This window comes from Herbiconiux sp. SALV-R1, from assembly GCF_013113715.1.
Lineage (GTDB): Bacteria > Actinomycetota > Actinomycetes > Actinomycetales > Microbacteriaceae > Herbiconiux.
The window spans coordinates 2,830,569-2,857,249 of sequence record NZ_CP053344.1 but is presented as its reverse complement, the minus strand read 5'-3'; the positions used below and the strand labels follow the sequence as shown (position 1 = coordinate 2,857,249).

Sequence of the window (26,681 nt, the reverse complement as noted above, 5' to 3'; positions counted from 1 at the left end):
CACTCATGCAGCAAGACTACCGGCATGGTTGCGGCAGCTCTCATTCCAGTCCGCCGTCATCACTTCTGGCAGGTCACGTTGGTGAGTGCCCTGGCACTACCGGAGAAGGTATTCGTCGCACATCCGACGATGTTTCCCTGTTTGTTGACTCGCACCGCGTAGCCGTCGGAATTCATCGTCGCCGTATTGCGAACAATCACGTTGCCCGTGCCGTAGCCGGGCAGTGGTGGGGCGTCGACCAGGATGCCGTCGGTGAGGTTTCGTCCGGTTCCCTTGTTATCTGCGACGAACCAGCCGTTGCCTCGGATGACGATCCATCGAGAGGTAGCTGTAGTTCCCGAAGCATCGACAGTGTTGCCCATGATCCAGCCGTCCGACGAGCCCTCCTTGGCATCCACTGCCTCGGCTGCGGTATCGAAGACAGTGTTGTCGACGATCGCGTTGCGATCCGACTCATCGGGCTCGCAATCGTTCTGCGAGCACCAATTGTCGGGGTGTAGCCCGATGTAGATGCCCTCGCCGTACTCAGGGGCGACTAGACCTGTCTTGCTCACGTTGTTGCCGGCGACGATCGAGTCGGTGGTGTTCTGCCTCAGGTGAATGCCCTCCTGACCGACGGTGTGCACGGTGACATCGGAGACGGTGATATGGCTGCTCCGGGTGACCATGACCGCCTTGAGGCTCTCGGTAACGGTCATACCCGAGAGAATGATGTTTGTGGAGTCCTTGATCTCGAAGCCGTTACCGCCCGTTATGCCGTAGCCCTTCAGGATCGCCTGCGGGCTGCCGCAGATCCATATCGGATTGTTGGCCGGAGCTTTCGCCGAGATCTCGAAGCGGTTGTTGTACGTTCCCGCCCGCAGCCGGATGACGTCGCCCGGCTCGGCCGCCGCGAGCGCCGCCTTCAATGTTGTCGTCGAGGTGGCCGTGACGGTCGCAGCGGGACAATCGTCATAGCCGAGATAGTCGTAACCGGCGTAGGCCGAGACCCGGACCGAAGCCGAGGTCCACGTGGGGGAGAGGCGACCGATATAGTCGACTGCTCGAACGTAGTAGCGGTAGGTCTTTGTGCCCTTGACGTCGACGTTGATGAACTCGGTCTCGCTCGCCGGAACGGTCGCGATCAGCGAGAGTTCCCCACTGGTCGCTGTGCCGCGATAGACCTTGTAGCCGGTTACATCGGCGTCGCCGCTCGATTTCCATGACACAGTCACCCCGTTGTCGACCGCCGCCGCTCGTACGCCCGATAACTTCGCGGGTGCCTCCGGCTTCGGCACCCGGAAAGAGTCCACGATTGTGGATGAGCCGTTGGCCGCCGAGTTCTTCGTTCCCGTCCCTTTGATCATTATCGTGTGCACACCGGCTGACAGCGAGGTGTTGCGATAGACCTCGACCTTGTACTGGCCGGTGGCGCTGTAGCGGTCGATGCTCGCCACCTTCGTGCCATCGATGTACACGTCGTTGATGCCGGAGGCGCCTGTCCTACGCGAGGTCCAGACGATGCTCGTGCCCGTGAAGGTGAACGAGGCCGTCGCCGCGGGCGAGTTGCTCGTGGCGTACGAACCCCCGCTGTCGTTCGACGAGGTCGGCGTCGTCCAGGTGCCGGTGTACCGGATGGCCTGGTGGTCGTTCTCGTAGGTGCCGGGCCCTGCCGCCGTCGTCACGGTGACCGGGTCAGAAGCCGGCCCTTCACTGCCGTTCACGATTGCGCGCACCTTGTAGGTGTAGGCGATGCCGGCCGTGACGCCGGTGTCGGTGAACTTCGCGGCGGTCACCGCCGCGGAGTTCACCGGGGTCGACGCGGTGCCGTTGCTCGAGCGGTAGACGTTGTAGCCGGCCGCGTTGCTCACGGCTTCCCAGGTGAGGGAGATCCCCGAGGTCGTGGCTTTGCCCTCGAGGGACTTCACGATCCGGGTGTCCGGCACCACGAAGGCGTCGAGGATGGTCATCGAGCCGTTGGCCGAGGCGTTCTTCTTGCCCGTGGCCTTGATCGTGATCGTGTGCGTGCCGGCGGTCAGCGAGGTGTTCTGATAGACCACCTGCTGGAACTTTCCGGTCGCGCTGTAACGGTCGATGCTCGCGACCTTCGTACCGTCGAGGTAGACGTCGTTGATGCCGGAGGCCCCGGTCTTGCGCGAGATCCACTGGATCGCGGTGCCCGTGAAGGTGAACGACGCCGTCGCCGTCGGCGAGTTCGACGTGGCGTACGAGCCGCCGCTGTCGTTGCTGGATGACGCAGTCGTCCAGGTGCCGGAGTACGTGATGGCGGAGTGAGTGTTCTCGTAGGTGCCCACTCCGGCAGCGGCGGCAACCTGAGCCGTCATTCCGGCGGGGGCCTCGGAGCCGTCGATGATGGCGGCGACCGAGTAGGTGTACACCGAGCCGGCCTCGACCGCGCCGTCCAGGTAGCGCACATCGCCGACCGGAGACCCGTTGATGACGCCCGGCGCCGATCGGTCGGCTGCTCCGGAGGGCTGCCGGTAGATGTTGTAGCCGGTGGCGCCGGGCACGGGATGCCATTCCAGCGACACCGATCCCTCGGCCGGTGCTGCGGTCAGGCCCGTGACGATCCGGGTGTCGGGCACGACGAAGGTGTCGATGATGGTCTGCGACCCTGTCGCGTCCGGGTTCTTGGTGCCCGTCGCCATGATCGTGATGGTGTGCATGTCGTCGGTCAGTTCGTCGTTCGTGAAGACGGTCTGCTGGTACTTGCCGGTGGCGCTATACCGATCGACGGTGTCGACCTTCGTGCCGTCGAGGTAGACGTCGTTGATTCCGGAGGCCCCGGTCAGCCGTGAGGTCCAGGCGATGCTTGATCCGGTGAAGGAGAAAGAGGCGCTCGCCGTCGGAGAATTGCTCGAGGCGAAGGAACCGCCGCTGTCGTTGGAGGATGTCGGCGTGCTCCACGTGCCCGAATACCTGATCGCGGGGTGATCGTTCTCGTAGACGCCCGGACCTGCGGCGGAGGCGACCGTCACGGCGTCGGAGTCGGGCCCCTCAAGGTCTCCGACGATCGAGCGGACGGTGTAGTTGTACGCGGTCGCCGGAGAGGCTGTGGTGTCGACGAAGGATGGTTCGGCTACCGGCGGCTCCGTCAGGAGCACCGGCTCGCCTCCGCCCTCGGAGCGATACACCCGGTAGCCATCGGCCGAGGGGGTGGCGTTCCAGGAGAGCGAGGGACCGGTCGCGGAGGGCAGGCCGGTGAGGCCGGTGGTCAGCGCGGGCTCGGGCACGATGAACGCGTCGATCGTCGTCGTCGAGCCAGTGGCGGCGCTGTTCTTCGTGCCGGTCGCCTTCACGACGATGGTGTGGGTGCCCGGGCCCAGGTCGTCGGCCCGGTACATGACCTGCTGGAAGGCGCCGACGGGGTCGTAGCGGTCCACCGTCTGCACGAGCGCATCGTCGACGTAGACTTCATTGATGCCGCCCGCTGCCGTCTTGCGGCTCAGCCATTGAACGCTCGGCCCGGAGAAGGTGAAGCTGGCGGTCGCCGTAGGCGCATTGCTGTTGTTGTGGCTGCCGCCGCTGTCTCGGATCGAGGTGACGGTCGACCATGTGCCGAAGTACTCGATGGCCGGGCTGTCGTTCTCGTACGTGCCGGGCCCTGAGGCCTCCGCCGCCGAGGCAGGCGAAGCAGCCGTCGCGACCAGTGCGCCCACCGCCAAACCCAAGACGGCTACTGCACTGACCCAATTCCAAGTACGTCGAACGTACATACGTCACCCAATTCGTATGCCCACACCTGGCGACCCCTCGCCGTGTTCGACTCCCAATTGCCGAACCGTGAACGCTATCAACCCTAGCAGGGTCGCGTCGGGCAGGCTCGCCGAGCTGGCGCATCCGGCCGCTTGCTGTGACAATCACATTCAGACGACGTGCGGGGGGCGCAGCATGATCACCAAGGTTCTGGGTGCCGTTCTGGCAGCGACCGCACTGGCGGGGATGTCGCTGTCCGCTGCGCCGGCTGCGTCGGCCGTGGCACCGGAGGCCGACCTCGTCTTCACTCAGGTCGTGTCGGGCAGTCAGCACTCGCTCGCTTTGACGGACGACTCCCGCGTGTTCGTGAACGGGCTGACTCAGGATCGGGGCAGCTGCTACACGAGCATTCCCACCGAGTACTCTCCGCAGGAGGTCGATTTCGATCTCGACGAGGGTCAGACGATCATCGAGATCGCGGCCGGATCCGAGTCGTCGGCGGCGCTCGGCGGAGACGGGACCCTCTGGGCCTGGGGGGCTCCCAACTGCGAGGAATGGTCCGGCCCGCAATATCCCTCGCAGCGTTGGGAGTCGCCGACCCGCGTTCCCTACGACACCGCGGAGACCGGCCCGCTCGTCTCGATCTCGAGTGCAGGCGGCGTCGTGCTGGGTGTCACGGAATCCGGAGCCGTGCTCTCTTGGTCGTGGGTCTTCAAGACCGAGGGATTGACGTACGCCATCTTCACCGGGCCGGTCGTCGTCGAGGGAGTGCCGGCCGACGATCCCGTCGTGGAGGTCGCCGGCGGCGGAGAGGCGTACGCCGCGACCCGGTCGGGCGCGATCTATACCTGGCGCTACACCGACGGCTGGAATCCGACTGGAACCGCTCCGGCCGAGCCGGACGGCCCGGCCATGGCGCTCCCACTCCCCGGCGGACCGGCCGCCGCAGAACTCAGGTATCTGCCGTCGTACCCGACCAGCCGAGACAGTCAGCTCTCCGTGCTCACGACCGACGGACGGACGTTCACGCTGTCGGAGCGCTCGGGCGCCTTCGAGGAGCTCGTGCTCGGAGCCGCGCCTTCGACCTCGAACATCGGGGTCACTGCAGCGGTGGATACCAATGGGCAGGTCTGGGTGGGCGGGCGCTGCGACCTGCCGGAGCCGTTCTCGGTGGCCCGGGTGAACGGCATACCGGCCGGGGATTCGCTTGTCGACCTGGCGGGGTTCCCCATCGACAGTCGTCGGTCTCGTCAGAATCCCGCCGAACTGTATGCGATCACCTCGGCAGGCCGGTTGTTCGCGCTCGACCTCGGGTGCGACGCAGACGGAGCGACCGCTGCCCTCCGTGAGCAGTATGTTCCCGGGGCGGTTTTCGGAGCCCGACTCGCGATCGATCCGAAGGACTGGGTTCCCGGCGAGGAGGCCGAGGTCGAAGCCTTGTACTCCCCGCGGTGGGAGTGGGTCTGGGAGTACCAGTGGTTCAAGGACGGCGAGCCGATCGCCGGAGCCACCGCGGAGACGTACACCCTTGCGCCCGATGACGTGGGTGCCCTGATCTCGGTTACCGGAACGCACGAGGCGACCGATGAGTTCGCGGCATCCACGGTCTCGACCCGGCTCGACACTCTTGTCGGGTCAGGTGCGCCGACGGTGACGCCGGAGTCTGCGTCTGTCTTTGTCGGCATGCCGTCTGAACTTCAGCTGGTGGCGGCCTCGGTGTTCAGCCCGGCGCTTGCGGTGGACCGGTCGACCATTCCGCCCGGAATGGAACTGACCTCGCAGATCCGAGCGTTGCCGGCCAACGATGGGCTCTTTCGGAGGGTCATCACCCTCGGAGGCACCCCGACCGAAGCGGGTGACTACACGATCACCGTGTATAGCGGAACGGAGAATGAACCGCGGCTTGAGACCGAGGTGATTCCGGTCAACGTCTCCGAGCTCCCCGACGAGGGCGCCGAACCTCCCGTCGTCTCGATCATCACCTCATCGCTGCCTCAGCCCAAACAGTACGTCGACCTCTCCTACCCGGTCTACGTCTTCGGTACACCCGAGGCGCAGCTGACCGCCGATCTGCCTGCCGGTCTCGAACTCGTCCCGCACGACGACGAGGGGCCTTTCCAGGTCTACGCGGTGGAGGGTGCTCTCGCGTCGTTTGGAGACCTGTCCCTCGCGATCGAGGCGAAGAACGAACGCGGAACGGCGACGCCGGAGAGATACGTCTCCGCGACGCAGGCGGCCGTCTTCGACGAGCGGCTCGCGCTCGCTGCGGCGAAGCCGGTGCAGGGCGAGAGCAGCTCGATCTCCGCCCTAGGCACCGTCTGGCTCAACGGCGTGCGCACTCCGGTGGATCTGACGCGCTTCGTCACGTGGACCGTCGAGACCGAGGGGGAGTACTCCACGCCCCCTTTCGTGCAGGTCGAAGACGGACGGATCACGTTCGGCTCGGCGGACACCGGGTACCGGGCCCGGATCACCGCTGACGACGGACAGAGGTACACGGCCAAACTGCTCGTCAGCATTCCAGCGGCAGCGGTTGCACCGACCCCGACTCCCACACCGACCGTGACGCCCACGCCGACCCCGACTCCCACACCGACCGTGACGCCCACGCCGACCCCGACTCCCACACCGACCGTGACGCCCACGCCGACCCCGACTCCCACACCGACCGTGACGCCCACGCCGACCCCGACTCCCACACCGACCGTGACGCCCACGCCGACCCCGACTCCCACACCGACCCCGACACCGACCCCGACACCCACGCCGACCCCGATACCCACGCCGACCGTGACCCCCGCGCCGACCCCGACTTCGACCCCGAGGCCCTCCCCGACGCCGGTACCCACTGCGACCCCCACCGCCGCACCCGATTCCGTCCCGACCGGGACCGCGGGGCCGACCCCCGCGCCGCTGTCGACGGGCGGCGGCACCGGCGCGTTGCCTCAGACCGGCGTACCAGTGCTCCCGTTCCTCGCCGTCGGTGGGGTGCTGGTCGCCGCGGGCGTCTTCTCCCGGCACCGGTACCGGCAACGACCCTAGAGCGCCGTCAGCTGCGGGGCGCGAAGACCCCGGCGGCCGTCATGGCGTCGCCGAGCAGGCCGGTCGCAGACATGACGTACGTCGCCGTGATATGCGAGCCGGATCGATAGATGAGGGTGTTGCCGACGATCGCGGGGCACATCTCACTCGACGGACAGATGACATCGTTCATGTCGATCAGCACCGGGCCGGCCTCACCCGGATCGGCGGGTTCAGTGGTCGGCTCGCCGACCACGATCTCGCGTCCCTGGAGGGCCTGGGCGGCCAGCTCCTGGGACGGCAGAGCACTCTTCTCGATCGCTTCGTCGCGGTCGTACGAGCAGGTGTCGAGCTCGTCGACGTTCGCGGCGACGCACTCGTAGACGTTGGCGCCGACCTGCGGCGTGTCTCCGATCACGACCACCGACGAACCGAGGGCCGTCAGGGCGCTCCAGGTGCGGTCGAGTCCGTCGACCATGGTTTGACGCAGGGTCTCGTCAGCGGCGTCGGGATCGGCCGCATCGAAGGCGAGCCCCTTCACCTGACTCGTGACGACGACTGCGGGCTGGAGGCTTTCGAGCTCAGCCATCACGGTGCCGTACCAGTCGGAGCACGAGTCATAGGCCTCGCCGTCTCGCTCGATGGGAGCATCGACGAAGGCGCACGACGACTTGAGGTACGTGACCAACCGCATGCCGTGCTGCTCAGCGATGGCGGAGAGGGCGGGCATCCACTGGGCTGCTTTCGAGTCGCCCACCAGTGCCATGACCTCATCGGAGGAGGTGTCGCCGTAGGTGCAGCTCACGGGTTCGCTCGAGACGGTGTCCTGCTGGCAGCCGTCGGCGTAAATCACCGGCACGTCGTCGACCGCCTCGAGGGGCGACGGCACGGCCCAGTCGACCCCGTCGAGCCACTGTGCGGAGGTGCGTGCGGAGAGGTCGATCGTGGCGGGCAGCGCGGCCGCTCCCGCGGCGACGGCGCCATCGGGCGCCTTGAGGATGTTGCTCGGGCCGCCGAAGAACAGTGCGGCCCCGGCGGCGACGCTGACGAGAAGAGCGGCGGCACCGAACCCGAACGAGCGGAGCGAGTGCTTCTTGAACCACGGGGCGAACCGCAGCGGCGATTCGATGAGCCGGGCAGTGAGCCAAGCGAGCCCGATCGACACAATCGGGATGGCGATCACGACCGGCGCGGGCAACGTCGTCCACACGTATCCCGCGAGCACGATGATCGGCCAGTGCCACAGGTATATCGAATAGGAGATGGAACCGATCCAGACCATCGGGGCGAGCGAGAGTCCGCGCTCGGTGATGGTCGGCCGCTCGTTGTCTCCCGCGAGGATGATGAGCGCGATTCCGGCGATCGGGATCACGGTGGCGGGGCCGGGCCAGAAGCTGTCATCGACGAAGAAGAGCGTCCAAGCGATGGCGAGGATGCCGATCAGCGTGAGCGGGCCGCGCACCACGCGGGGAACCACGGTTCGGATCGCGGTGATGTTGAGGGCCACTAGCGCGCCGGCGGCGAGTTCCCACAGCCGGGTGGTCGTGGTGAAGTAGGCCGAGACGTCGCCGACGGCGGACTGCCGAAGGGCGAAGGCGAGCGAGAAGACGAACACGAGGCCGGCGAAAATGCTCGCGGCACGCCGCCGATCGAGTTTCACGAAACGACTGAAAGCGATCGCGAGGATGATCAGGAGCGGCCAGAACAGATAGAACTGCTCCTCCACTCCGAGCGACCAGAAGTGCTGCACCGGTGAGGCGACCGAGTCTTCGGCGAGGTAGTCGATCGACCGCGACGCCAGGAGCCAGTTGAGCGAGTACGTGGCCGCCGCGGCGATGTCGGCGCCGATCTGGTTCCACAAGATGCGCGGGGCGAAGACGGCGACACCGACAGCCGTCGTGACGAGAACGAGGGTCGAGGCGGGGATGAGCCGCATGATGCGCCGCGCGTAGAACTGCCGCAGGGAGATGGTGCCCTTGGTGTCCGCCTCGCGCATCAGGTGGGAGGTGATGAGGAAGCCGGAGATGACGAAGAAGATGTCGACTCCGGCGAAGCCGCCCATCAGCCACTCGGGCTTCAGGTGGTACACCAGCACGGCCAGCACCGCGACGGCACGGAGTCCCTCGATGTCGAGCCTGATGCCGCGGGTTCCCGACGGTGCGGGTGTCAAGGTGCTGCGATGGCGCCCCTCGACGTTGGTCGTCATCACCGATCGCTGCTCCCCGTCTCGCACGTAACGTTCGAGGCCGCGATGTCGGCCGCTCCCCGATAGGAATTGTCGCACGTGACGACATTGCCCTTCGTCTGGATCATCACGGAGTAGCCGATCTCGTCACTCGGCGACGAGCCGTAGTCAGCGCTGTTGCCCGAGACGACGTTACCCGTTCCGTACCCGGGAGTCGGAGGGCGATAGATCTGTATCCCGTTCCCCCCGCGATCGGAGACCCCGTGGTTGTCGGTGATGTACCAGCCGTTCGATCGCACGACGATCCATCGCTCGGTCGCCGTGGACGAGCTGGCGTCGATCTCGTTGCCGACGACGATCCCGTTGAGGGCCCCCTCCTTGATGTCGACGGCCTCGGCAGTGGTGTCGAAGATCGTGTTGTCCGCGATCACGTTCCGGTCGGAGGCATCGGGTTCGCAACCCTCTGTCGACGTCGAGCAGTTCGGCTTGCAGCCGGCGTAACCACGCGAGCACCAGTTGCTGGCATGGCTTCCGACGTAGACGCCCTCCCCCCACTCCGGATGCTCGGCGGTGGTCTGGCGACCGGTGTCGGAGATGAAGCTGCCGGCAAGGATCGAGTCGGTCGTCTTGCTCCGCAGGTGGACCGCTTCGTTCCCGACGTGCTTGACGGTGAGCTGAGACAGCGTGATGCGGCTGCTCCGGTCGACCATGATCCCCTTGAGGCTGTTCGTCACGGTGAAGCCAGTTGCGATGACGTCGTGCGAGTCGGCGATGTGGAGTCCGTACCCGGTGTTGACGCTGGTTCCGCGGAGGATCGCGTCGCTCGATCCGCAGATCCAGATCGGGTCGTCCCTCGTGCCGTCCGCCTCGATCTCGAACGTGCCGGAGTAGACGCCGTCGGCGAGACCGATGACCGTGCCCGGACCGGCGTCGGCGAGCGCATTGCGCAACTCGGAGGCATCCGCCACCTTGACGGTGGGCGACGGGCAATCGTCGCGTTGCCGATAGCTGGGCACACCGGGACGCGGTAGCACGACGCTGGCGATCTCCGACATCGGCGACTCGCGCCCGGCAATGTCGACCGCCACGACGTAGTAGCGCGGCGTCGCTGTGCTGGCCGAGGATAGGTCGTCGATGTAGTCGGTCGAATCGGTGCCCAGGTCAGCGATGACGTCGAAGTCCTTCGCCGGCCCGTCCGATCGATACACCCGGTAGCCGTCGACCTGGGGCGCGTCGGATGCGGGCCAGGCTATCGCGACTCCGCCGTCGGCCGCGTCGGCGGAGACACTCGCGATGACCGGCGGAGGAGTCGTCTCGAAGACGACGAACCGCGTGATGCCCACTCTCGTGCCGGTCGAGTCGGGGTCGGCGTCACCGGTCGTGGTGACACGGATCGTGTGCACTCCGTCGTCGAGCAGCGCACTCGTGAACATCGGCCCCGTCGTGGCGTCGCCCGAGCGGTAGCCGTCGACCGTCGCGACCTTCTCGCCGTCGATGAAGACCTCGCTGATCCCGCTGTCCGACGACATCGAGCCGATCCATTGGATCCCGACGCCCTGGAAGGTGAAGATCGCCTGCGCCGGGTCGCCGGCGGAGCGCACGGGCTCACCACCGGTGTCGTCGCGAGACCAGTCGCCGATGTACGCGATCGCCCGGTCGTCACTCGAGATGGGCCCCGCCTGCGGCGCTCGCATCCAGTCGCGGACCGCAACGACTCCCGCCAGGCACAGTCCGAGCAGCGCGACGACCACCACGACAACGGTGATCGTCTTCTTCACGGCGAGCCTTTCGTCGACGGCAGCGTGCTGGCGGAATCGAGGTTCAGGGGCGGTAGAGCTCGCCGTGACGATTATCGCCGACGCCTCCCTCCGAATTCACCCAGTGCGCCTCACTGCTCGATTGGGCCCACCCGCCGGGTAGCATAAAGCCACCATTCGTGACCAGGGGGAGCACAATGACTGCGGTGGATCTCGAACGGAGCCGCTCGAAGAAGCAGGATTCTCCGAACTACCGACCTGAGATCGAAGGCATCCGCGCGGTCGCCTGCCTGCTCGTCGCGACTTTTCACATCTGGCTCGGGAGGGTCTCAGGCGGAGTCGACGTCTTCTTCGTGATCGCCGGGTTCTTGACTACGGTGACACTGCTGGGCCACGTCCGACGCTTTGGGCGCATCCGGCCCGGGACGTTCCTGAGCAGACTGGCGACCAGGCTCTTCCCGTCTTCGGCGATCGTGCTCGCTGTGGTCGCGGTGCTCACCTTCTTTGTCCTGTGGCCGCCGCAGTGGAAACAGACGTTCACGGAGGTCGTCGCCTCCGCCCTGTACGTCGAAAACTGGCAGCTGTACCGCTCGGGTATCGACTACCTGGCTCAGGACGACTTCCACTCGCCGGTGCAGAACTTCTGGGCTATGTCGGTGCAAGGCCAGTTCTACCTGATTTGGGCGGTGATGTTCATCGGGATCGCGATCGCAATGCGATTCGTTTGGAAGCGGCCGATCAAACCGCTTCTGATCGGAGTCCTCCTCCTCGCGATCGTCGTGTCCTTCGTCTACTCACTCCGAGAGGTCGACCGCAATCAGACCCAGGCCTACTACAACACCTTCGCCCGGGTCTGGGAGTTCGGTCTCGGTAGTATCGCCGCGGTAGTGCTTCCCGGCTTGAGGATTCCGGCTTGGGTGCGGACTCCTCTCGGCTGGATCGGCCTATTCGGTATCATCTCCTGCGGGTTCCTACTTCAGGTCTCGACCCAGTTTCCGGGAGTCGCAGCACTCTGGCCGACCGTCTCGGCCGTTTTGATCCTCGTCGCCGGTACCGGCGCATCCACTCGTTTCGGAGCTGAGCGGCTGTTGGGGACTGCCCCACTCGTCTGGCTGGGCGGGCTCGGCTACGGCATCTATTTGTGGCACTGGCCAATCCTCATCTTCTGGGTAGAGACGACAGACGAGCGACCCAGTCTTCTCGTTGGCCTGGCCATCATCGGTGCCTCGATCGCGCTGGCATGGCTGACGAAGCGTTTCATCGAGGATCCGCTACTTCGCCCACGTCGAGCCACGCTGCCGGGACGTAGCTGGGTCAGGACATCGATCCCGGTAGCGATGATGCTGGTGGCTGCACTGGTCGGCGGTGCGTCGCTGGCCGCCGTCAACAACGCGATCGCGTCGGATGTGGCCAGCGCTCGCGAGCGTTCCTCGGCGGGAGATCCGTGTTTCGGGGCAGCGGCCATGGCTGATCCAGGGGGCTGCGCGCACACGTTCGCGTGGAGGAGGAGCGTGCCGGAGCTCGACGCCGGCGAAGATGGGTCACCGGAGATAGACGGAAGCGACTGCGCAACCAGTCCGACAGGCACTCAGCTGAAAGAGTGCATCTTCGGCCAGGTCGGTTCGTCGACCCGGGTCGTGCTGATCGGCAATTCTCACGCCGCATCTCTCTTCCCCGCATTCGAGAAGATCGCGGTCGATCGTGGATGGGAGCTGCACGTTTTCTACAAGAACGGCTGCGTCTTCAACACCGCCCCACGGCTGGACGACTCTGAGACAGAGCGCGACTCATGCCTTGAATGGGGCGAGAAGCTACAACAACGCCTTGCTGAGCAGCCGCCCTACGATTATTCGCTGAATGCCTACTCCGCCGTCAAGTCACATTTCCTCGATGACCAGGGTAATCCGAGCGACGAGGCGGGTATCGAGGGTTTCCGCGAGGCGTGGGCGCCGATGATCGAGCGCGGCACGACCATCCTGGCGATCGCCGACAATCCCGTTCTGGAGACTACCGAGCAACTGAAGTGCGAGTACCGCCCGGGTGATGCCCGATCGTGCTCGGTTCCGCGCTCAAAGGCGCTGGACGATCGTGATCTCGTGATCGCAGCGGCGACGGACCTTCCTGGAGCTCTTCCGATCGATCTCACTGCCTACTACTGCGACGAGACGGAGTGCCCGCTCGTCATCGGGGGCGTGAAGGTCTATCGCGATCGAGGTCACCTCACGGCTACCTTCGCGAGCACGCTGGCACCCTATCTCGGGAAGGCGATCTCGGATTACGAAGCCGCCCGGTAGTCGCATCAATTGCAGGGACAGAGGAGACACATGACCCAGGAGACCAAGACCGTCGGAGCAGGCAGCCGCCAAGCGTTCCGCTTCGATATTCAGGCTCTCCGGGCGCTCGCGGTGGCTCTCGTCGTGGTCTACCACCTTTGGCCTGCGAGTGTCTTGCACGGCGGTTATGTCGGGGTCGACGTTTTTTTCGTCATATCTGGCTTCCTGATCACCGGGCATCTGCTGCGTGAGCAGGAGAATGGCAACGGCCGCATCCGGCTCGGGCGGTTCTGGGCGCGCCGAATCCGTCGACTGCTCCCGGCCTCCCTCCTCGTGCTCGTGGTCACCGCGCTGCTGACACTCGCCTTCGCACCCGCCGCCCTCTGGTCGCAGGCGTTCCGCGAGACCATCGCCTCCGGCTTCTACGTCGAGAACTGGCTGCTCGCGGTCGACAGTGTTGACTACCTTGCCGCCGACAATCTGGCGAGTCCGGTACAGCATTACTGGTCGCTCTCTGTCGAGGAGCAGTTCTACATCGTCTGGCCTCTGCTGATGGTGGTCGCCGTTGCTGTCGGCATGCGACTACGGCGTTCGTCGCGGGTCTCGGTGCTGGTGATGCTGGCCGTGATCGTGGTCGTTTGTTTCGCGGCGAGTGTGCTCGTCACCCGGGCGCTTCCGTCGATCGCCTACTTCGCCACGTTCACCCGCGCATGGGAGTTCGCGTTCGGTGGTCTGGTGGCCCTGGTGCCGGCCAACATTATCCGCAACCGCCACCTACGAGCCGGGGCATCGTGGGCCGGGTTGCTAGCAGTGCTGGGATCGTCGGCCGTCCTCACCGAGAGCACCCCGTTCCCAGGCTGGATCGCAATCGTTCCCGTTGCAGGCGCAGCACTGGTCATCCTCGCGGGGGCATCGACTGCCGTATGGAGTCCCTCGTGGCTGATGCGCCGCCGCGCGATCCAGTTCGTGGGCGACAATTCGTACTCGATCTATCTCTGGCACTGGCCCTTGATCGTGCTCTTCCCGTTCGCGTTTGAGCTGCTGACCGGAGTGGAATCACCGTGGTGGGCGCCGCTTGTGGTGCTTGCCCTCACCGTGGCACTCGCGACAGCGACGAAGCGTTACATCGAAGATCCGGTGCGAACGGGAGCCTGGATCAAGTCCTCTCGCCGTTCGTTCGGCTTCGCCGTCGCCGCTTCGGCCGCGGTCGCCCTGGTGGCTGCGGGGGGCCTTGCAGGCGTCTCGGCAGTGAAGGGACAGGCCGAGCAGGCTCTCGCGGTCGTACAGCAATCCGAGCCGGAGTGCGTCGGCGCGATGGCTTCGGCCGCCGGCCCGGCTGGAGCCTGTGACGACCTCGGCGAGGTGCTGCCGCCCGTGCTCGCGATCAACGACTTGCCGGCCATCTACGGCGACCGCTGCCAGACGGGGCCGCGCAGTGCTGAGCTCAAGAGCTGTGAGTTCGGCGACCTGGGCTCGGAGACGAAGGTGGCGCTGATCGGGGACTCGCACGCCGCATCCTGGTTCCCGGCCGTGGAGGAGGTCTCCCGTGAGCAGGGCTGGGAACTCACCACCTTCTACAAGTCCTCGTGCGCTTGGAGCGCCTCGGTGCGCGAAGGGGAATCCGCCGCCATCGACTCGTGCTCGGAATGGAATGAGAACGTCAGCGAGGTGGTCGCTGCCGGGGATTTCGACGTCGTCGTCACGTCGTACTTCGCGAATTCCCTGTTCACGGCGGAGCCGGGTGGGGAGGCTTCTATGGAGGACTCGATCGACGGGTTCGGCGAGGCCTGGGCCGGTGCGGTCGAGGCCGGTGCGGAGGTCATCGCTATCGAGGACACCCCCGGCATCACGCCCGAACTGTATAGGTGCATTTATGCTTCACGGCTCGACCTGGCGGACTGTCCTGCGGCGCCCGTCAATCGGGAGGAGTTGTCCGTCTACGATCAGGCGTCCTTGCTCGTGCCCGGTTCGGAGGTCGTCGACCTAAGTGAGCATTTCATCGTCGACGGTTCCGTACCCGCAGAGATCGGCGGAGTCGTGGTCTGGCGGGACCAGCACCACTTCACCGCGACCTTCTCCGGTTCCTTGGCCGACTTCATCGAGCCGGAGCTGCTCGACGCAGTCGATTGAGGTGCCTCCCAGCACCGATATGACTACAGGTGTCGCCACCCAGTACCATGTCGTTCGAGGCCGGGGGAGGCATCGATGCCAAGTGGGGCGATATTCACCAGGGGACGTTCACGCCGTTCGTCCAGCAGATCAGGGCATTCGTCGACGTCGAGCAGGTCCAGAGGGTCGGGCAGCGCTGCCGCGCGCAGGAAGAGCACGTTCCGTCCTGACATCCAGGGGCTGAGGGCGCTCGCGGTCGTCGCGGTGATCCTCGATCACTTGGTGTTCTGGCCCTCGGGCGGGTTCGTCGGCGTCGACGTCTTCTTCGTCATCTCCGGCTTTCTGATCACTGGCATCCTGCTGCGCGAGCACGAGAAGACCAACCACATATCGTTCGTCGGCTTCTACCGTCGCCGCATCAAGCGCATCGTCCCCGCCGCGACCGTGGTGCTCATCGCGACAGTGGCGGCGTCGTCGATCGTCTTCAACGCGACACGGTACTGGGCCACCCTCTGGGACGCCGTCTGGGCCTTCCTCTTCTCGGCGAACTGGCGGTTCGCGCTACAGGACACCGACTACTTCCAGGCCACGACGGCCGTCTCTCCGCTGCAGCACTATTGGTCGCTCTCGGTCGAGGAGCAGTTCTACCTCGTCTGGCCCTGGCTCATGCTCGGCGTGCTCTTCATCGCTTCAAAGCGCAGCCGGTTCAACAACCGACGCGCAGTCACGGGCATTTTGATGGGTGTCATCGTCGTCGCCTCGTTCGGGTGGGCCCTCTGGGAGACCGCGACCAATCCCTCGTTGGCCTACTTCTCGACCTTCACCCGTGCCTGGGAACTCGGCATCGGCGCCCTGGTGGCCATCGCCTCGCCGTGGTGGGGCAAGATCCCGCAGGCTCTCCGGCCGGTGCTCGGCTGGGTCGGCCTGATCGGCATCATCGCGTCGCTCTTCGTGATCAACGACGGTCTGCCCTTTCCTGCGCCCTGGGCCCTGCTGCCGGTTCTCATGACGGCACTGGTCATCGTCGGCGGTACCGGGGGTCAGCAACGATTCCTCTGGCCGCTGACGAACCGCGGGACCACTTGGGTCGGCGACATCTCCTACTCACTCTACCTGTGGCACTTCCCGCTGATCGTGATCATCGGCACGCTGATGGAGCCGTCCCCGCTGTTCTACGGGCTGACCGTCGTCTTGATGCTCGGGCTCGCGGCGGCGTCGTACTACCTGATCGAGGCTCCGATTCACAAGTCGCCGCTCTGGGACGCCTATCGTTCCCGCAGCTCGCGGGAACGGGCGTGGAAGGACTGGCGCCTCCGTTGGAAGAACACGTACAAGATCGGCGGGTTGAGCGTGTTGATCGCCGCCACGCTGCTCGTCGTCGTGCCCGCGCTGATCTTCGATCCCTCGACCCCCGACGACGCCTCCGCTCCGGCCTACACCTATGTCCCTCCGACCTCGACCGCCGGCGCGCAGCCGGTGAGTGCTCTGGCGGCACTGGAGCGCGAGATTTCGACCGGGCGACTCGCCAGCGAGTGGCCCGCGAACCTCTCGCCTACGATGGACGAGGCTATGGCGCAGGGCTCCGAGGGCAACCCGGCGCTGGGCTGCTTCGCTCCGGGTACGATGCCCGACATCTCAGCGTGCACGTTCGGGAACCCCGCTGCGCCGACCCGGGCCTTCCTCGTCGGGGATTCGACGGCGATGTCGTACGCTCCGGCCTTCATCGAGCTGGCCGAGACCAGCGGCGATCAGATCGCGGTGACGACCATCGGGCTCTACGGCTGCCCGTTCGTCGAACTCGAACTAAAGAACACCGGGGCGGGTGTCGCCGAGTCGTGCCCCGAGCGCAAGGCAGAGGTTGCCGCCGCGATCGCTGCCGCGGCGCCGCAGCTCGTCTTCGTCACGAACGTCATCGGCAACGCCGTCGCCGCGGACGGGTCGAAGGTCGCGATGTCCGACATGGTCGACGCGACGGTCGGCTGGTCGGGCCGGTTCGCCAATGACGCGACGAGGACGGTCTACTTCCCCGGCCCTCCGGTCGGCAAGGAACTGACGGCCTGCTACGGCCCGCTTTCCTCACCTGCCGACTGCATGACGGATGTGTCGCGCGAGTACAAGGAGTACGAGTCGCTCATGGAGGCGAAGCTGGCGACCGGCGGCGGGGTGTTCGTTGGCTCCACCCAGCTCGCGTGCAGCCGCTCCGGCGAGTGTCCGGCGTTCGCCGGCACACTTCCGATGCGCTACGACCAGCGGCATCTCACGGCCGACTACGCGCGGCACATCGCCCCGGCCATGCGTGAGATGCTGGTCGACGAGGGTCTGCTCGCCGCTATACCCGCTGCGTGACACGAGACCGAAACGAAGGTCGACTACTATTTGAGTTCGAGCCGACGACGTCTCAGCCACAGTTCTGAAATTGCAGGGGGAAGAATGAGAGTTGCCGTACTCGGGCTGGGTTACGTGGGTTGCGTCACCGCGGCGTGCGTGGCTGATGCTGGAAACGTCGTAGTCGGCATCGATCCGTCGGTCGAGAAGGTGGAGGCGGTCAACAACGGGCTCACGCCCCTCGTGGAGCCGGGCCTCCAAGAACTGATGGCCAAGGTGCACGGCGAGTCGCGGCTGACCGCCACGACCGATGTCGCGGCGGTCGATGACGTCGACATCGCGATCATCTGCGTGGGCACGCCTTCGACGGCGGAGGGCGAGCTCGACCTTGTCTACGTCGAGTCGGTTGCCAAGCAGATCGGTAGCCGCATCCGCGAGCGCACCAGCCCACTGACGATCATGCTGCGCAGCACCGTGCTCCCGGGCACGACGCGCGATCAGATTATCCCGTGGCTCGAAGAGGCCTCGGGCAAGGTCGAGGGCGCCGACTTCTTCGTCGCCTTCTGCCCGGAGTTCCTACGGGAATCCACCGCGATCGCCGACTTCTACGCCCCGCCGTTCACGGTGATAGGCGTTGAGTCCGAGGTCGCCGCCGAGCGCCCCTCCGCCCTGCTGGAGTTCATCGATGTGCCCCCGCGCATCGTGACCACGGGTGTTGCCGAGGCGCTCAAATACTCCTCGAACGTGTTCCACGCGGTGAAGGTGACCTTCGCCAACGAGATTGGTCGATTCTGCGACGCGAGCGGCATCGACGCCCGCGAGGTGATGAAGATCTTCGTCGAGGACCGCCAGCTCAACATCTCGCCGCGGTACCTCAAGCCCGGCTTCGCGTTCGGAGGCTCCTGCCTCCCGAAAGACGTCAAGGCCGTGCAGTTCCACTCCAAGACGGTGGGCGTCGACCTCCCGCTGATCGACAGCCTTACGGTGTCGAACAAGGCGCACATCGAGAAGATCGTCGACCTCGTGCGCGAGCGCGGCGTGAGCCGCGTGGCCCAGATCGGCGTCACCTTCAAGCCCTCCACTGACGACGTGCGCGAGAGCCCGTTCCTGGCCCTGGCCGCCCGGCTGATAGAAGAGGGCGTGACGGTCTCGGCGTACGACCCGATCATCCAGGTCGACAAGCTGATCGGCGCGAATCGCTCCTACGTTGAGAGCATCCTGCCGTCGCACGCCGAGGTGCTCACCACGACAATCGATGAGGCGCTCGAGGGTGCCGAACTGGTACTCATCGGGACTCATCTGCCGGAGGAGCTCGACCACGTTGTGGCGCACTCGACAGTTCCGGTGGTCGACCTCTCCGGTCTCATCCCGGTGCGCTACGAAGACGCCCTGAAAGCGCGCAACGTGCCCGGGTCGCCGGTGCACGCGTACACGGGTGCCGCATGGTGAACGAGGCTCCGCTCGTCCTCATCCTGGTGCAGAACCTCCCGCTCCCGGGGGACCGCCGGGTATGGCTGGAGTGCAAATCGCTGCGCGACAACGGCTACCGGGTGGCGGCAATCACGCCGGCCGCCCCGGGAGACCCCGCGTACGAACTGCATGAGGGGGTACATCTCTACAAGTACAGGCCGCCGAAGGAGACCTCGTCGATCGCGAGCTTCCTCTGGGAATTCGTGTACTGCTGGATCCGAACCTTCTTCCTCACAATGAAGGTCACACGCCAGCGTGGCGTGCCGGCGGTCATTCAGTCTTGCAATCCGCCCGACACGTTCTGGCTCATCGGGCTAATCATGCGGATCCGCGGCAGCATCTTCGTATTCGACCAGCACGACCTAAACCCCGAAGTGTACGAGTCGCGCTTCAACAAGCGCGGCGGCTTCTACACCGGACTGAAGTTGCTCGAGCGTGCTACCTACAAGACCGCTAAAGAGACTATCGTCACGAACGAATCGTACGCTGAAGTCGCCCGTACCCGTGGAAAGGTTCCCGCTGAGCGGGTGACCGTCGTGCGCACCGGTCCAGACACCACGGTGCTGAAGCCCGGTGAGGCTGATCTGGCGGCTAGGCGCGGCCGCTCCCACCTCGTGCATTTCCACGGCGTAATGGGCCCACAGGACGGCGTCGACATCGTCATCCGCATGATCGACTACATCGTGCACGAGAAGAGGCGCGACGACATCTCATTCTCGGTGCTGGGCAAAGGGGACGAGTACACCAATCTGCGCGCGCTCGTCACCGAGCTGGGACTCGACGACTACGTCTACATGCCCGGCCGGGTCAGCGACGAGGAACTCTTCCGCTACCTGTCGTCTGCGGATATCGGATTGAGCGCCGACCCCCCTAACCCACTCAACGACGTCAGCACCATGAACAAGACGATGGAGTACATGGCGTTCGGGCTGCCCGTGATCGCCTTCGACTTGAAAGAGACGCGGTTCAGCGCGGGAGAAGCGGCGATCTACGTCACTCCTGCTACTCCTGTCGCCTACGGCAACGCGCTGCTTGCGCTACTTGATGAGCCGGAACAGATGGCGCAAATGAGCAGGGCCGGTCGCGAACGCGCCGAGAACGTCCTCGACTGGCGCTTCCAGAGCGTGTCCTATCTGTCGGTCTTCGATCGGCTCACCAACCGCTAAGAACGTCCAAGGGCGGCTGTATCCGGTTCTACCGGCGGCAGCCGCCCTTGGACGTTCTCAGCGGAAGGCTTCCTGCGCCCACTCGTAGTGGCGGCGGAGGCCGTCCTCGAGCGGGGTCTGCGCCGACCAGCCGAGCTCGCTGAGGATCTTCTCGGTGCTGCCGCCGGTGCGGAAGACGTCACCGGCCACACCTGGCAGCCGATCGACTTTTAGCGGCTTGCCGGAGATACGATCGATCAGGTCGATGACCTCGAGCATTGAGACGTTACTGCCGCCGGCCACGTTGTATACCGCGCCGGGAACGGATTGGCCGAAACCTGCTCGAACATTCGCTTCGACGACATCATCGACGAATGTGAAGTCGCGGATCTGTTCGCCGGTTCCGTACAGCGAGATTGTCTCGCCGAGCCAAGCGGCCTTGACGAAGCGAGTAAAGGCCATATCTGTGCGCTGCCCGGGACCGTACACGGTGAAGTAGCGCAGTGAAACCGTCGGAATGCCGAAGTTTACGCCGTACAAAGTGACCAGGTGCTCGGCGGCCAGCTTGGTGACCCCATAGGGGCTGATCGGCTGAGGCCGGTCGGTCTCGAGCGTCGGGTAACGCTCCGCGTTGCCGTAGACCGACGACGAGGAGGCGTAAACGAACTTCTTAATGGTGCCGAGGTTCTTCGCGGCCTCGAGCAGCTTCTGCGTCGCCAGAACGTTCGCCGAGGTATAGATCGAGAACTCGTCGCCCCACGAACTGCGCACGCCGGGCTGCCCGGCCTGGTGGAAGATCACGTCGACCCCATCGAGCAGGGCTTCCAGATCGGCTGTATTGATGTCTTGCTCGAAGAACGTGAATCGAGTGCGACCGATGGCGTCGAGGTTCGCGCGCTTGATCGCCGGATCGTAGTAATCGGTGAGCGCGTCGATCCCGGCTACCTCGTGACCGTCGGCAACCAGCCGCTTCGCCAGCGTGCTGCCCACGAACCCCGCAATTCCAGTTATGAAAGCCTTCATGTGATGAGTCACCCTTCTCGTCCTCCGCAATCCTACGAGGGCAGATTGACCTGTCGCGTGCAGCGGGCATGCAGGAGGGGGTGAGTATGAAAGAATCGAATCGCTCGAGCGTTATCGAGGACGTCGAGAATCTGTCGGAATATTTGTCAGGTGCTCCGCTAATGGCGCACGTTCGGGTTGGGGGATTCATGAAAATTTCAGTCATCGGTTGCGGCTATCTTGGCGCGGTTCATGCAGCGGCTATGGCTGAGCTCGGCCACGATGTAGTGGGCATCGATGTCGACGAGCGCAAGATCGACGCGCTCGCCAGCGGCCAAGCTCCGTTCTTTGAGCCGGGACTGCCAGAGATTCTCACCTCCGCCAGCGCCTCCGGTAGACTCACCTTCTCGACGGATATGGCTGCAGTCAAAGGCGCAACAGTTCACTTCGTCGCTGTCGGAACGCCGCAGAAGCCCGGCTCCTATAGCGCAGATATGACCTACGTAGACGCTGCCGTCGACGGATTGCTTCCGTATCTGCAGGATGGCGACCTTGTCGTAGGCAAGTCCACCGTGCCAGTGGGTACGGCATCTCGACTTGCCGCGAAGGTGAAGGACTCGGCCCCCGGCGCAAACTTGGCTTGGAACCCGGAGTTCCTGCGCGAGGGTTTTGCAGTCCAGGACACGATCTCTCCTGATCGACTGGTCTATGGCGTATCGCCCGACCCAGAGGTGGCCGGTAAATCTCGAGCTCTGCTCAATGAGGTTTACGCGAAGGCACTCAATGAGCAGACGCCGCTCGTGGTCACTGACTACGCCACTGCCGAACTAGTCAAGGTTTCGGCCAATGCCTTTCTTGCCACGAAAATCTCATTTATCAACGCGATCGCGGAGATTGCTGAGGTCACGGGCGGCAACGTCACCGAACTCGCGGATGCGATCGGTTTCGACACGCGCATTGGTCGCCGCTTTTTGAACGCGGGTATCGGCTTCGGAGGAGGCTGCCTACCGAAGGACATTCGAGCGTTCGGCGCCCGCGCTGAAGAACTCGGCCGCGGTGAGTCTCTTGCGTTCCTGAAGGAAGTCGATGCAATCAATCTTCGTCGTCGTCAGCACGTCGTTGACCTCGTCGTCGAGATGCTCGGCGGAAAAGCTTTCGAAAAGCGTGTCGCAGTGCTTGGCCTTGCCTTTAAACCGGAATCGGACGACATTCGGGACTCCCCATCCCTCGACATCGCTGTGCAGCTCAACGGCCTTGGCGCGATAGTGAGAGCAACGGACCCGGAAGCGATCCAGAACGCTCACGCCAAACACCCGCAATTGCACTTCGTCGACACCGTCGCTGAGGCTGTTGAAGATGCGGAGATCGTGTTGCTTCTGACTGAATGGAAAGAATACAGGAGCATTCTTCCACAGCAGATCGAGGGTCTTGTCGCGGGTAAGCAGATTATCGATGGGCGAAATGTCCTCGACTCGGCCCAATGGCGCGACGCCGGCTGGACATATCGTGCGATGGGTCGCCCCTGACCTAGATGGCGACCCGTCCTGGCAAGAAGTTGAAATTTTGCTCTACTAATCGGTCGGAGACGTGTATACAACCGGCGTAAACTAGGCACCGTGAGCACAAAGAAAGTGGATGTCGTCCTGATCGGTGGGGGCATCATGAGTGCAACCCTAGGTACCATGCTCAGGCGGCTGGAGCCAAGCTGGTCAATTTTGATTTTTGAACGCATGAGTGATGTCGCGTTGGAGAGCTCGAATCCCTGGAACAACGCTGGCACGGGTCATGCAGCCTTGGCTGAATTGAATTACATGCCTGAGGCGCCCGATGGCAGCCTGGATCCATCGAAAGCCGTCGGTATCAACGAACAGTTCCAGGTCAGCCGTCAGTTCTGGTCCTCGCTGGTTCAAGATGGTGTGCTGCCCGAACCCGCGCAATTCATCAATCCAACTCCGCATATGACGTTCGTGCGTGGTGAAGCGAACGTTGACTACCTGCGCCGACGCTATGAACTGTTGAAGACCGAGCCGCTCTTCGAAGGAATTGAATTCAGCGATGACCCGTCGGTGATCTACCGATGGGCTCCGCTACTGGTGCGCAACCGGGCAAAAGACGAGCCGATCGCTGCGACCCGTGTCGAGAGCGGCACTGACGTGGACTTCGGCGCGCTGACTCACAACTTGTTCGATTATCTCACCGGTTCGGGCGCTGATCTCAGGCTCGAAACGGAGGTGCGCAGTTTGAAGAGGCAGAAGGATCAAACGTGGAACGTTGGGGTTCGCGAGTTAGTTGGGAACACTCCGTATACGGTCAACGCCAAGTTTGTCTTCGTCGGGGCCGGTGGCCACGCATTGCCGCTCCTGCAGAAATCTGGCATCCCGGAAGTCAAGGGATTCGGGGGGTTTCCTATCAGTGGAATGTTCTTCCGCACCGACAACCCTGCCGTCGTCGCCGAACACAATGCGAAGGCGTACGGGAAAGCGTCGGTCGGAGCGCCGCCGATGTCTGTCCCTCATCTTGACACCCGAGTGGTAGATGGCCGTTCTTCGCTGCTCTTCGGTCCATACGCCGGTTTCAGCCCTAAATTTCTCAAGAGCGGTTCCTGGCTCGATCTCCCTGGCTCCATACGCCTACACAACCTCGGGCCGATGCTCGCTGTCGCGCGCGATAACTTCGATTTGATGAAGTACCTCATCGGCGAACTATTGGCTACGAAGAAAAAGAAGCTCGAAGCGTTACGGGAATTTATGCCCACGGCTCGAGCTGAAGATTGGTACCTCATTACCGCCGGCCAGCGAGTGCAAGTGATGAAGAAGGACAGCAACCGAGGTGGTGTGTTGCAGTTCGGCACGGAAGTCATCACATCGGCGGACGGGTCTATTGCGGGTCTGCTGGGTGCCTCACCCGGAGCATCAACGGCCGTCCCAATCATGATCGACGTGCTCAAGCGGTGCTTCCCTGACAGATTCCCAGACTGGAGGTCAATCTTGGCCTCCATGATCCCTTCGTTCGGCAGGGCGCTCAATACTGACCGCGAGGCCAGCGAACAATCTCTCGCTGCGACGGCGAAGGCGCTCGAACTCGATCGATGACGATCTCGTCACGTGTGGCCGGCCGCTCGACCTTTCGTCAGACGTCATTACGCGAGGCTGAATAGAATGACCGAATGACCGACGACACCCGCACGCGCCGATCTGACCGAGCAGCACAGGCACCGCGGAAGCGTGGGCGACGTAGACGGTGGCCGTGGGTCGTAGGTAGCATCCTTATCCTCTTGCTAGCAATTGTGGGCGGTGTCGCCTGGGTGGGTCTCAATGCCCTCACCGTAAAAAACGAACTCGAAGCCGCTCGCCCCCTACTCTCATCGATCAAAGAAAAGGTGTTGGTCGGAGAGGCCGCCTCAGCGCAAGAGGATGCGGATCAGCTCAAGGAACATGTCGATGCTGCTCGAGACGCCGTTGGAGGGCCCGCCTGGGCCCTGGGCGAACTGGTGCCAGAGTTTGGCCAAAACCTAGTCGCCGTGCGAACCATCACCGAAAGCGTAGCGAATGTGGTGGACAACGCGGTGCTCCCTGCAGTGGCGCTAGGCGACACTCTCTCCCCAGAAGTTTTCAAGCCGGTAGACGGCGCCGTCAATCTTGATGCGATTCAATCAGTTTTACCGGTTCTTGACACCGCTGGCAGTGCGCTCACGAGCGCGAGAGCATCTGTTTCAGCAATTGACACGAGTTCCCTCGTAGCACCAGTTAGAAATGCTGTCGACGAAATCAACGACCTGGTGGGCGAGGTCGAGCCAGCTATCGCAACAGCGAAATCTCTTGCGCCAGTGTTGCCAGGATTGCTAGGGGGCGAGGGCACTCGCAATTATCTGTTGGTGTTTGAGAACTCAGCTGAGGCGCGCCCGCTCGGAGGTATCGCTGGAGCTCAAATACTCATCACGGCGGACCAAGGCCGCGTAAGTATTGCGCAGCAGACCACTGGGCGCGACTTCGAGTTCGAGTCAGAGGAGTTTGCGAATGCTCAAGTCGGTCGCGCTGCGCGTGAGTTGTTCTTGGTTCCCTTTGGGTTGCAGAGTCAGAACAACACCCTCACCCCTCGGGTTGATGTTGCTGCCAATCTCACGCGCGCGATGTGGCAAAACCAGCGCGGCATAGCACCGGATACTGTCATATTCATTGATCCGAATGCTCTCTCATACATCCTGGGCGCAACCGGCCCGATTACGTTGCCCGATGGCAGCTCTCTAACGGAGGAAAACGCGATCGATATCCTCATGAACCGCGTCTACCAGCAGTTCTCGGATGACGCCGATGCGCAGGACGCCTACTTCGCCGGGGCGGCCAGCACTATGTTCTCGACGATCATGAACGGAGATGTAGATATCGAGAAATTTGTGACCGCCGTTCAGCGGGCAGGAGGTGAGAGGCGTCTGCTTGTTTCAAGCATCGATGAAACTATCCAGGGTCTTGCTGTTGAAGCTGGACTGCAGGGACGCATGCCAGCGGAGACGGAGGCCGCCCACGAGATAGGTGTTTACGCGAGCGACTATCTCGGAGGCAAGATGGACTACTACCTTCGGACGGGGATCTCCGTGGGACAACAACAATGCGCCGACGGGCGCCGTATCCTTCGCGTGCAGGTGGATGCCACGAATGTCCTGCAACCGGGCGCCGTTGAAGACACCTCTCTTTTCATCACTGGGACGGGAAACAACGCTTTTCGCATTCCTCGGGGGGATCTTCGGATCTTTGCCTACGTGTACGCGCCAGTAGGGTCTCAAGTCCTCGGGATTTCAGGAACAACGTCGCAAGAGGACTCTTACATTGGGTCAGACGTGGACTATCCCGTCGCGCGCGCCGTGATCCAGACTGCACCTGGTCAAACCGAGACGGCCGTCGTGGACATCGATGTATCTGATCTGAGCCCGAAGCAGGTCAACACCCTCGTGGCCCCTATGTTGTACCAGCCGGAAGTCACCGAACTTGAGTTCTCTTGCTGACATTGGCCGGCCGACTTTGAGTCCCGAGAGGTCGTAGCCCCACACAGGCACTCGTCGAGTCAATTAACTCCCTATAACATTGACCCGGGGTTTCCTGCTCGGTACGAGTTGGTCGTCAGCCCTCGGCGTGGGATTCCGCGGTGACGAGTCTGCACAACACTCAACCGCGGAATCCCGCCTCGCTTAATTTCGGTCTGCGAGATTGGGTCGGTTTTGCGGCCTTCAGTACGTTACGCCACCCACTCGGATCTCGTCGGAGCCGATGGCGTTCCCGTCGAGATACAAGGTGGCCTTAGCGGCACCAGGAAACCCGACGTCGCCTTGGCGAAGTGAGACCGGGAAACGTACGGATTCCTCTTCAATTCCGTTGTCGTCCTCCACAACGGTCCTGCCGGGCTCCATAACGACGCCGGTCCACACTCCGCCGACGGCCGTTACTTTCAGGTTGTTGTCTGTGTCGATTACGATTCGCACGTCTTTGGCATCTTCCATCTCAACGCTGATCTGGGGCCCTTCCGCCGTCAAGACCCATTCGAGCCCTTGGTTCGGCGGCGCATCGGGCTGAAAAGGAGAGGTGGTGGGCGCAGCGATCATCGCGGGCAGTAGCGCGGCTGCGGCTATCTCAGCGAAAGGCATGGCTGAAAGTCCTTCGGGTCGGACTGCTAACCCTCGGCGAGGTCAACAGTGGTCGGGTTCAAC

15 protein-coding genes are annotated in these 26,681 nt (G+C 63.8%); 10 read left to right on the top strand and 5 right to left on the bottom strand.

The genetic code is table 11. The features are described 5' to 3' along the window. Positions 1 to 59 precede the first annotated feature (59 nt). Positions 60 to 3,659 (bottom strand): right-handed parallel beta-helix repeat-containing protein, encoded by a 3,600-nt coding sequence (locus HL652_RS13725; RefSeq protein WP_171705839.1) that lies wholly within the window; start codon positions 3,657 to 3,659, stop codon positions 60 to 62. Here HL652_RS13725 and HL652_RS21510 point away from each other — a divergent pair. Continuing rightward, complete coding sequence (locus tag HL652_RS21510) at positions 3,541 to 6,738, top strand: hypothetical protein (protein WP_216603896.1); 3,198 nt, start codon at positions 3,541 to 3,543, stop codon at positions 6,736 to 6,738. The two genes, HL652_RS13725 and HL652_RS21510, sit on opposite strands and share 119 nt — an antisense overlap. Positions 6,739 to 6,745: 7 nt before the next feature. On the opposite strand, the gene HL652_RS13715 is transcribed toward HL652_RS21510, so the two are convergent. Both HL652_RS13715 and HL652_RS13710 read right to left on the bottom strand, forming a co-directional pair. Then, positions 6,746 to 8,923 carry an acyltransferase family protein gene (locus HL652_RS13715; RefSeq protein ID WP_171705838.1) on the bottom strand — a complete coding sequence of 726 codons (2,178 nt, stop codon included), beginning with the start codon at positions 8,921 to 8,923 and terminating at the stop codon, positions 6,746 to 6,748. Continuing rightward, entirely contained in the window at positions 8,923 to 10,680 is a 1,758-nt protein-coding gene (locus HL652_RS13710; RefSeq protein WP_171705837.1) for a hypothetical protein, read from the bottom strand. Before HL652_RS13710 ends, HL652_RS13715 begins: the two co-directional genes overlap by 1 nt. Positions 10,681 to 10,865: 185 nt before the next feature. On the opposite strand from HL652_RS13710, the gene HL652_RS13705 reads away from it, so the two are divergent. The 6 genes from HL652_RS13705 to HL652_RS13680 all read left to right on the top strand — a co-directional run bounded on the left by HL652_RS13705 (position 10,866) and on the right by HL652_RS13680 (position 20,002). Beyond that, positions 10,866 to 12,953 (top strand): acyltransferase family protein, encoded by a 2,088-nt coding sequence (locus HL652_RS13705; RefSeq protein ID WP_171705836.1) that lies wholly within the window; start codon positions 10,866 to 10,868, stop codon positions 12,951 to 12,953. A 30-nt stretch (positions 12,954 to 12,983) separates the two neighbouring features. Beyond that, positions 12,984 to 15,062, top strand: coding sequence for an acyltransferase family protein (locus tag HL652_RS13700; RefSeq protein WP_171705835.1), 2,079 nt, complete (start codon positions 12,984 to 12,986; stop codon positions 15,060 to 15,062). A 47-nt stretch (positions 15,063 to 15,109) separates the two neighbouring features. Next, positions 15,110 to 15,271 (top strand): hypothetical protein, encoded by a 162-nt coding sequence (locus tag HL652_RS13695; protein ID WP_171705834.1) that lies wholly within the window; start codon positions 15,110 to 15,112, stop codon positions 15,269 to 15,271. A gap of 34 nt (positions 15,272 to 15,305) precedes the next feature. Further along, complete coding sequence (locus HL652_RS13690; RefSeq protein ID WP_171705833.1) at positions 15,306 to 17,387, top strand: acyltransferase family protein; 2,082 nt, start codon at positions 15,306 to 15,308, stop codon at positions 17,385 to 17,387. Between the two features lie 84 nt (positions 17,388 to 17,471). Beyond that, entirely contained in the window at positions 17,472 to 18,815 is a 1,344-nt protein-coding gene (locus tag HL652_RS13685; protein WP_171705832.1) for a nucleotide sugar dehydrogenase, read from the top strand. Beyond that, on the top strand, positions 18,809 to 20,002 hold the full coding sequence (locus HL652_RS13680) for a glycosyltransferase family 4 protein (RefSeq protein WP_171705831.1): 1,194 nt from the start codon (positions 18,809 to 18,811) through the stop codon (positions 20,000 to 20,002). The genes HL652_RS13685 and HL652_RS13680 overlap by 7 nt, the downstream gene beginning before the upstream one ends. A gap of 57 nt (positions 20,003 to 20,059) precedes the next feature. Here the strand turns inward: HL652_RS13680 and HL652_RS13675 are convergent, their stop codons facing one another. Then, the gene (locus HL652_RS13675; RefSeq protein WP_253743281.1) at positions 20,060 to 20,971 is read right to left on the bottom strand and encodes an NAD-dependent epimerase/dehydratase family protein; all 912 of its coding nucleotides are present in this window, start codon (positions 20,969 to 20,971) and stop codon (positions 20,060 to 20,062) included. 221 nt (positions 20,972 to 21,192) lie between these two features. Between HL652_RS13675 and HL652_RS13670 the strand changes: the two genes are divergently transcribed. From HL652_RS13670 to HL652_RS13660, 3 genes are all read left to right on the top strand, one after another. Further along, positions 21,193 to 22,509: a UDP-glucose dehydrogenase family protein gene (locus HL652_RS13670; protein ID WP_171707349.1), complete on the top strand. Its 1,317-nt coding sequence runs from the start codon at positions 21,193 to 21,195 to the stop codon at positions 22,507 to 22,509. Positions 22,510 to 22,599: 90 nt separating this feature from the next. Next, on the top strand, positions 22,600 to 24,075 hold the full coding sequence (locus HL652_RS13665) for a malate:quinone oxidoreductase (protein ID WP_253743280.1): 1,476 nt from the start codon (positions 22,600 to 22,602) through the stop codon (positions 24,073 to 24,075). 74 nt (positions 24,076 to 24,149) lie between these two features. Continuing rightward, complete coding sequence (locus HL652_RS13660) at positions 24,150 to 25,982, top strand: DUF4012 domain-containing protein (RefSeq protein ID WP_171705829.1); 1,833 nt, start codon at positions 24,150 to 24,152, stop codon at positions 25,980 to 25,982. 222 nt (positions 25,983 to 26,204) lie between these two features. Here HL652_RS13660 and HL652_RS13655 read toward each other — a convergent pair whose 3' ends face one another. Continuing rightward, a complete protein-coding gene (locus HL652_RS13655) occupies positions 26,205 to 26,618 on the bottom strand; it encodes a hypothetical protein (RefSeq protein ID WP_171705828.1) in 414 nt (137 codons plus the stop codon). Positions 26,619 to 26,681 lie beyond the last annotated feature (63 nt).

Bases quoted from the DNA above. Each gene is read 5' to 3' on its own strand.
- HL652_RS13715 (WP_171705838.1), bottom strand. From the start codon at position 8,923: ATGACGACCAACGTCGAGGGGCGCCATCGCAGCACCTTGACACCCGCA.
- HL652_RS13700 (WP_171705835.1), top strand. From the start codon at position 12,984: ATGACCCAGGAGACCAAGACCGTCGGAGCAGGCAGCCGCCAAGCGTTC.
- HL652_RS13695 (WP_171705834.1), top strand. From the start codon at position 15,110: ATGTCGTTCGAGGCCGGGGGAGGCATCGATGCCAAGTGGGGCGATATT.
- HL652_RS13685 (WP_171705832.1), top strand. From the start codon at position 17,472: ATGAGAGTTGCCGTACTCGGGCTGGGTTACGTGGGTTGCGTCACCGCG.
- HL652_RS13680 (WP_171705831.1), top strand. From the start codon at position 18,809: ATGGTGAACGAGGCTCCGCTCGTCCTCATCCTGGTGCAGAACCTCCCG.
- HL652_RS13670 (WP_171707349.1), top strand. From the start codon at position 21,193: ATGAAAATTTCAGTCATCGGTTGCGGCTATCTTGGCGCGGTTCATGCA.
- HL652_RS13660 (WP_171705829.1), top strand. From the start codon at position 24,150: ATGACCGACGACACCCGCACGCGCCGATCTGACCGAGCAGCACAGGCA.
- HL652_RS13655 (WP_171705828.1), bottom strand. From the start codon at position 26,618: ATGCCTTTCGCTGAGATAGCCGCAGCCGCGCTACTGCCCGCGATGATC.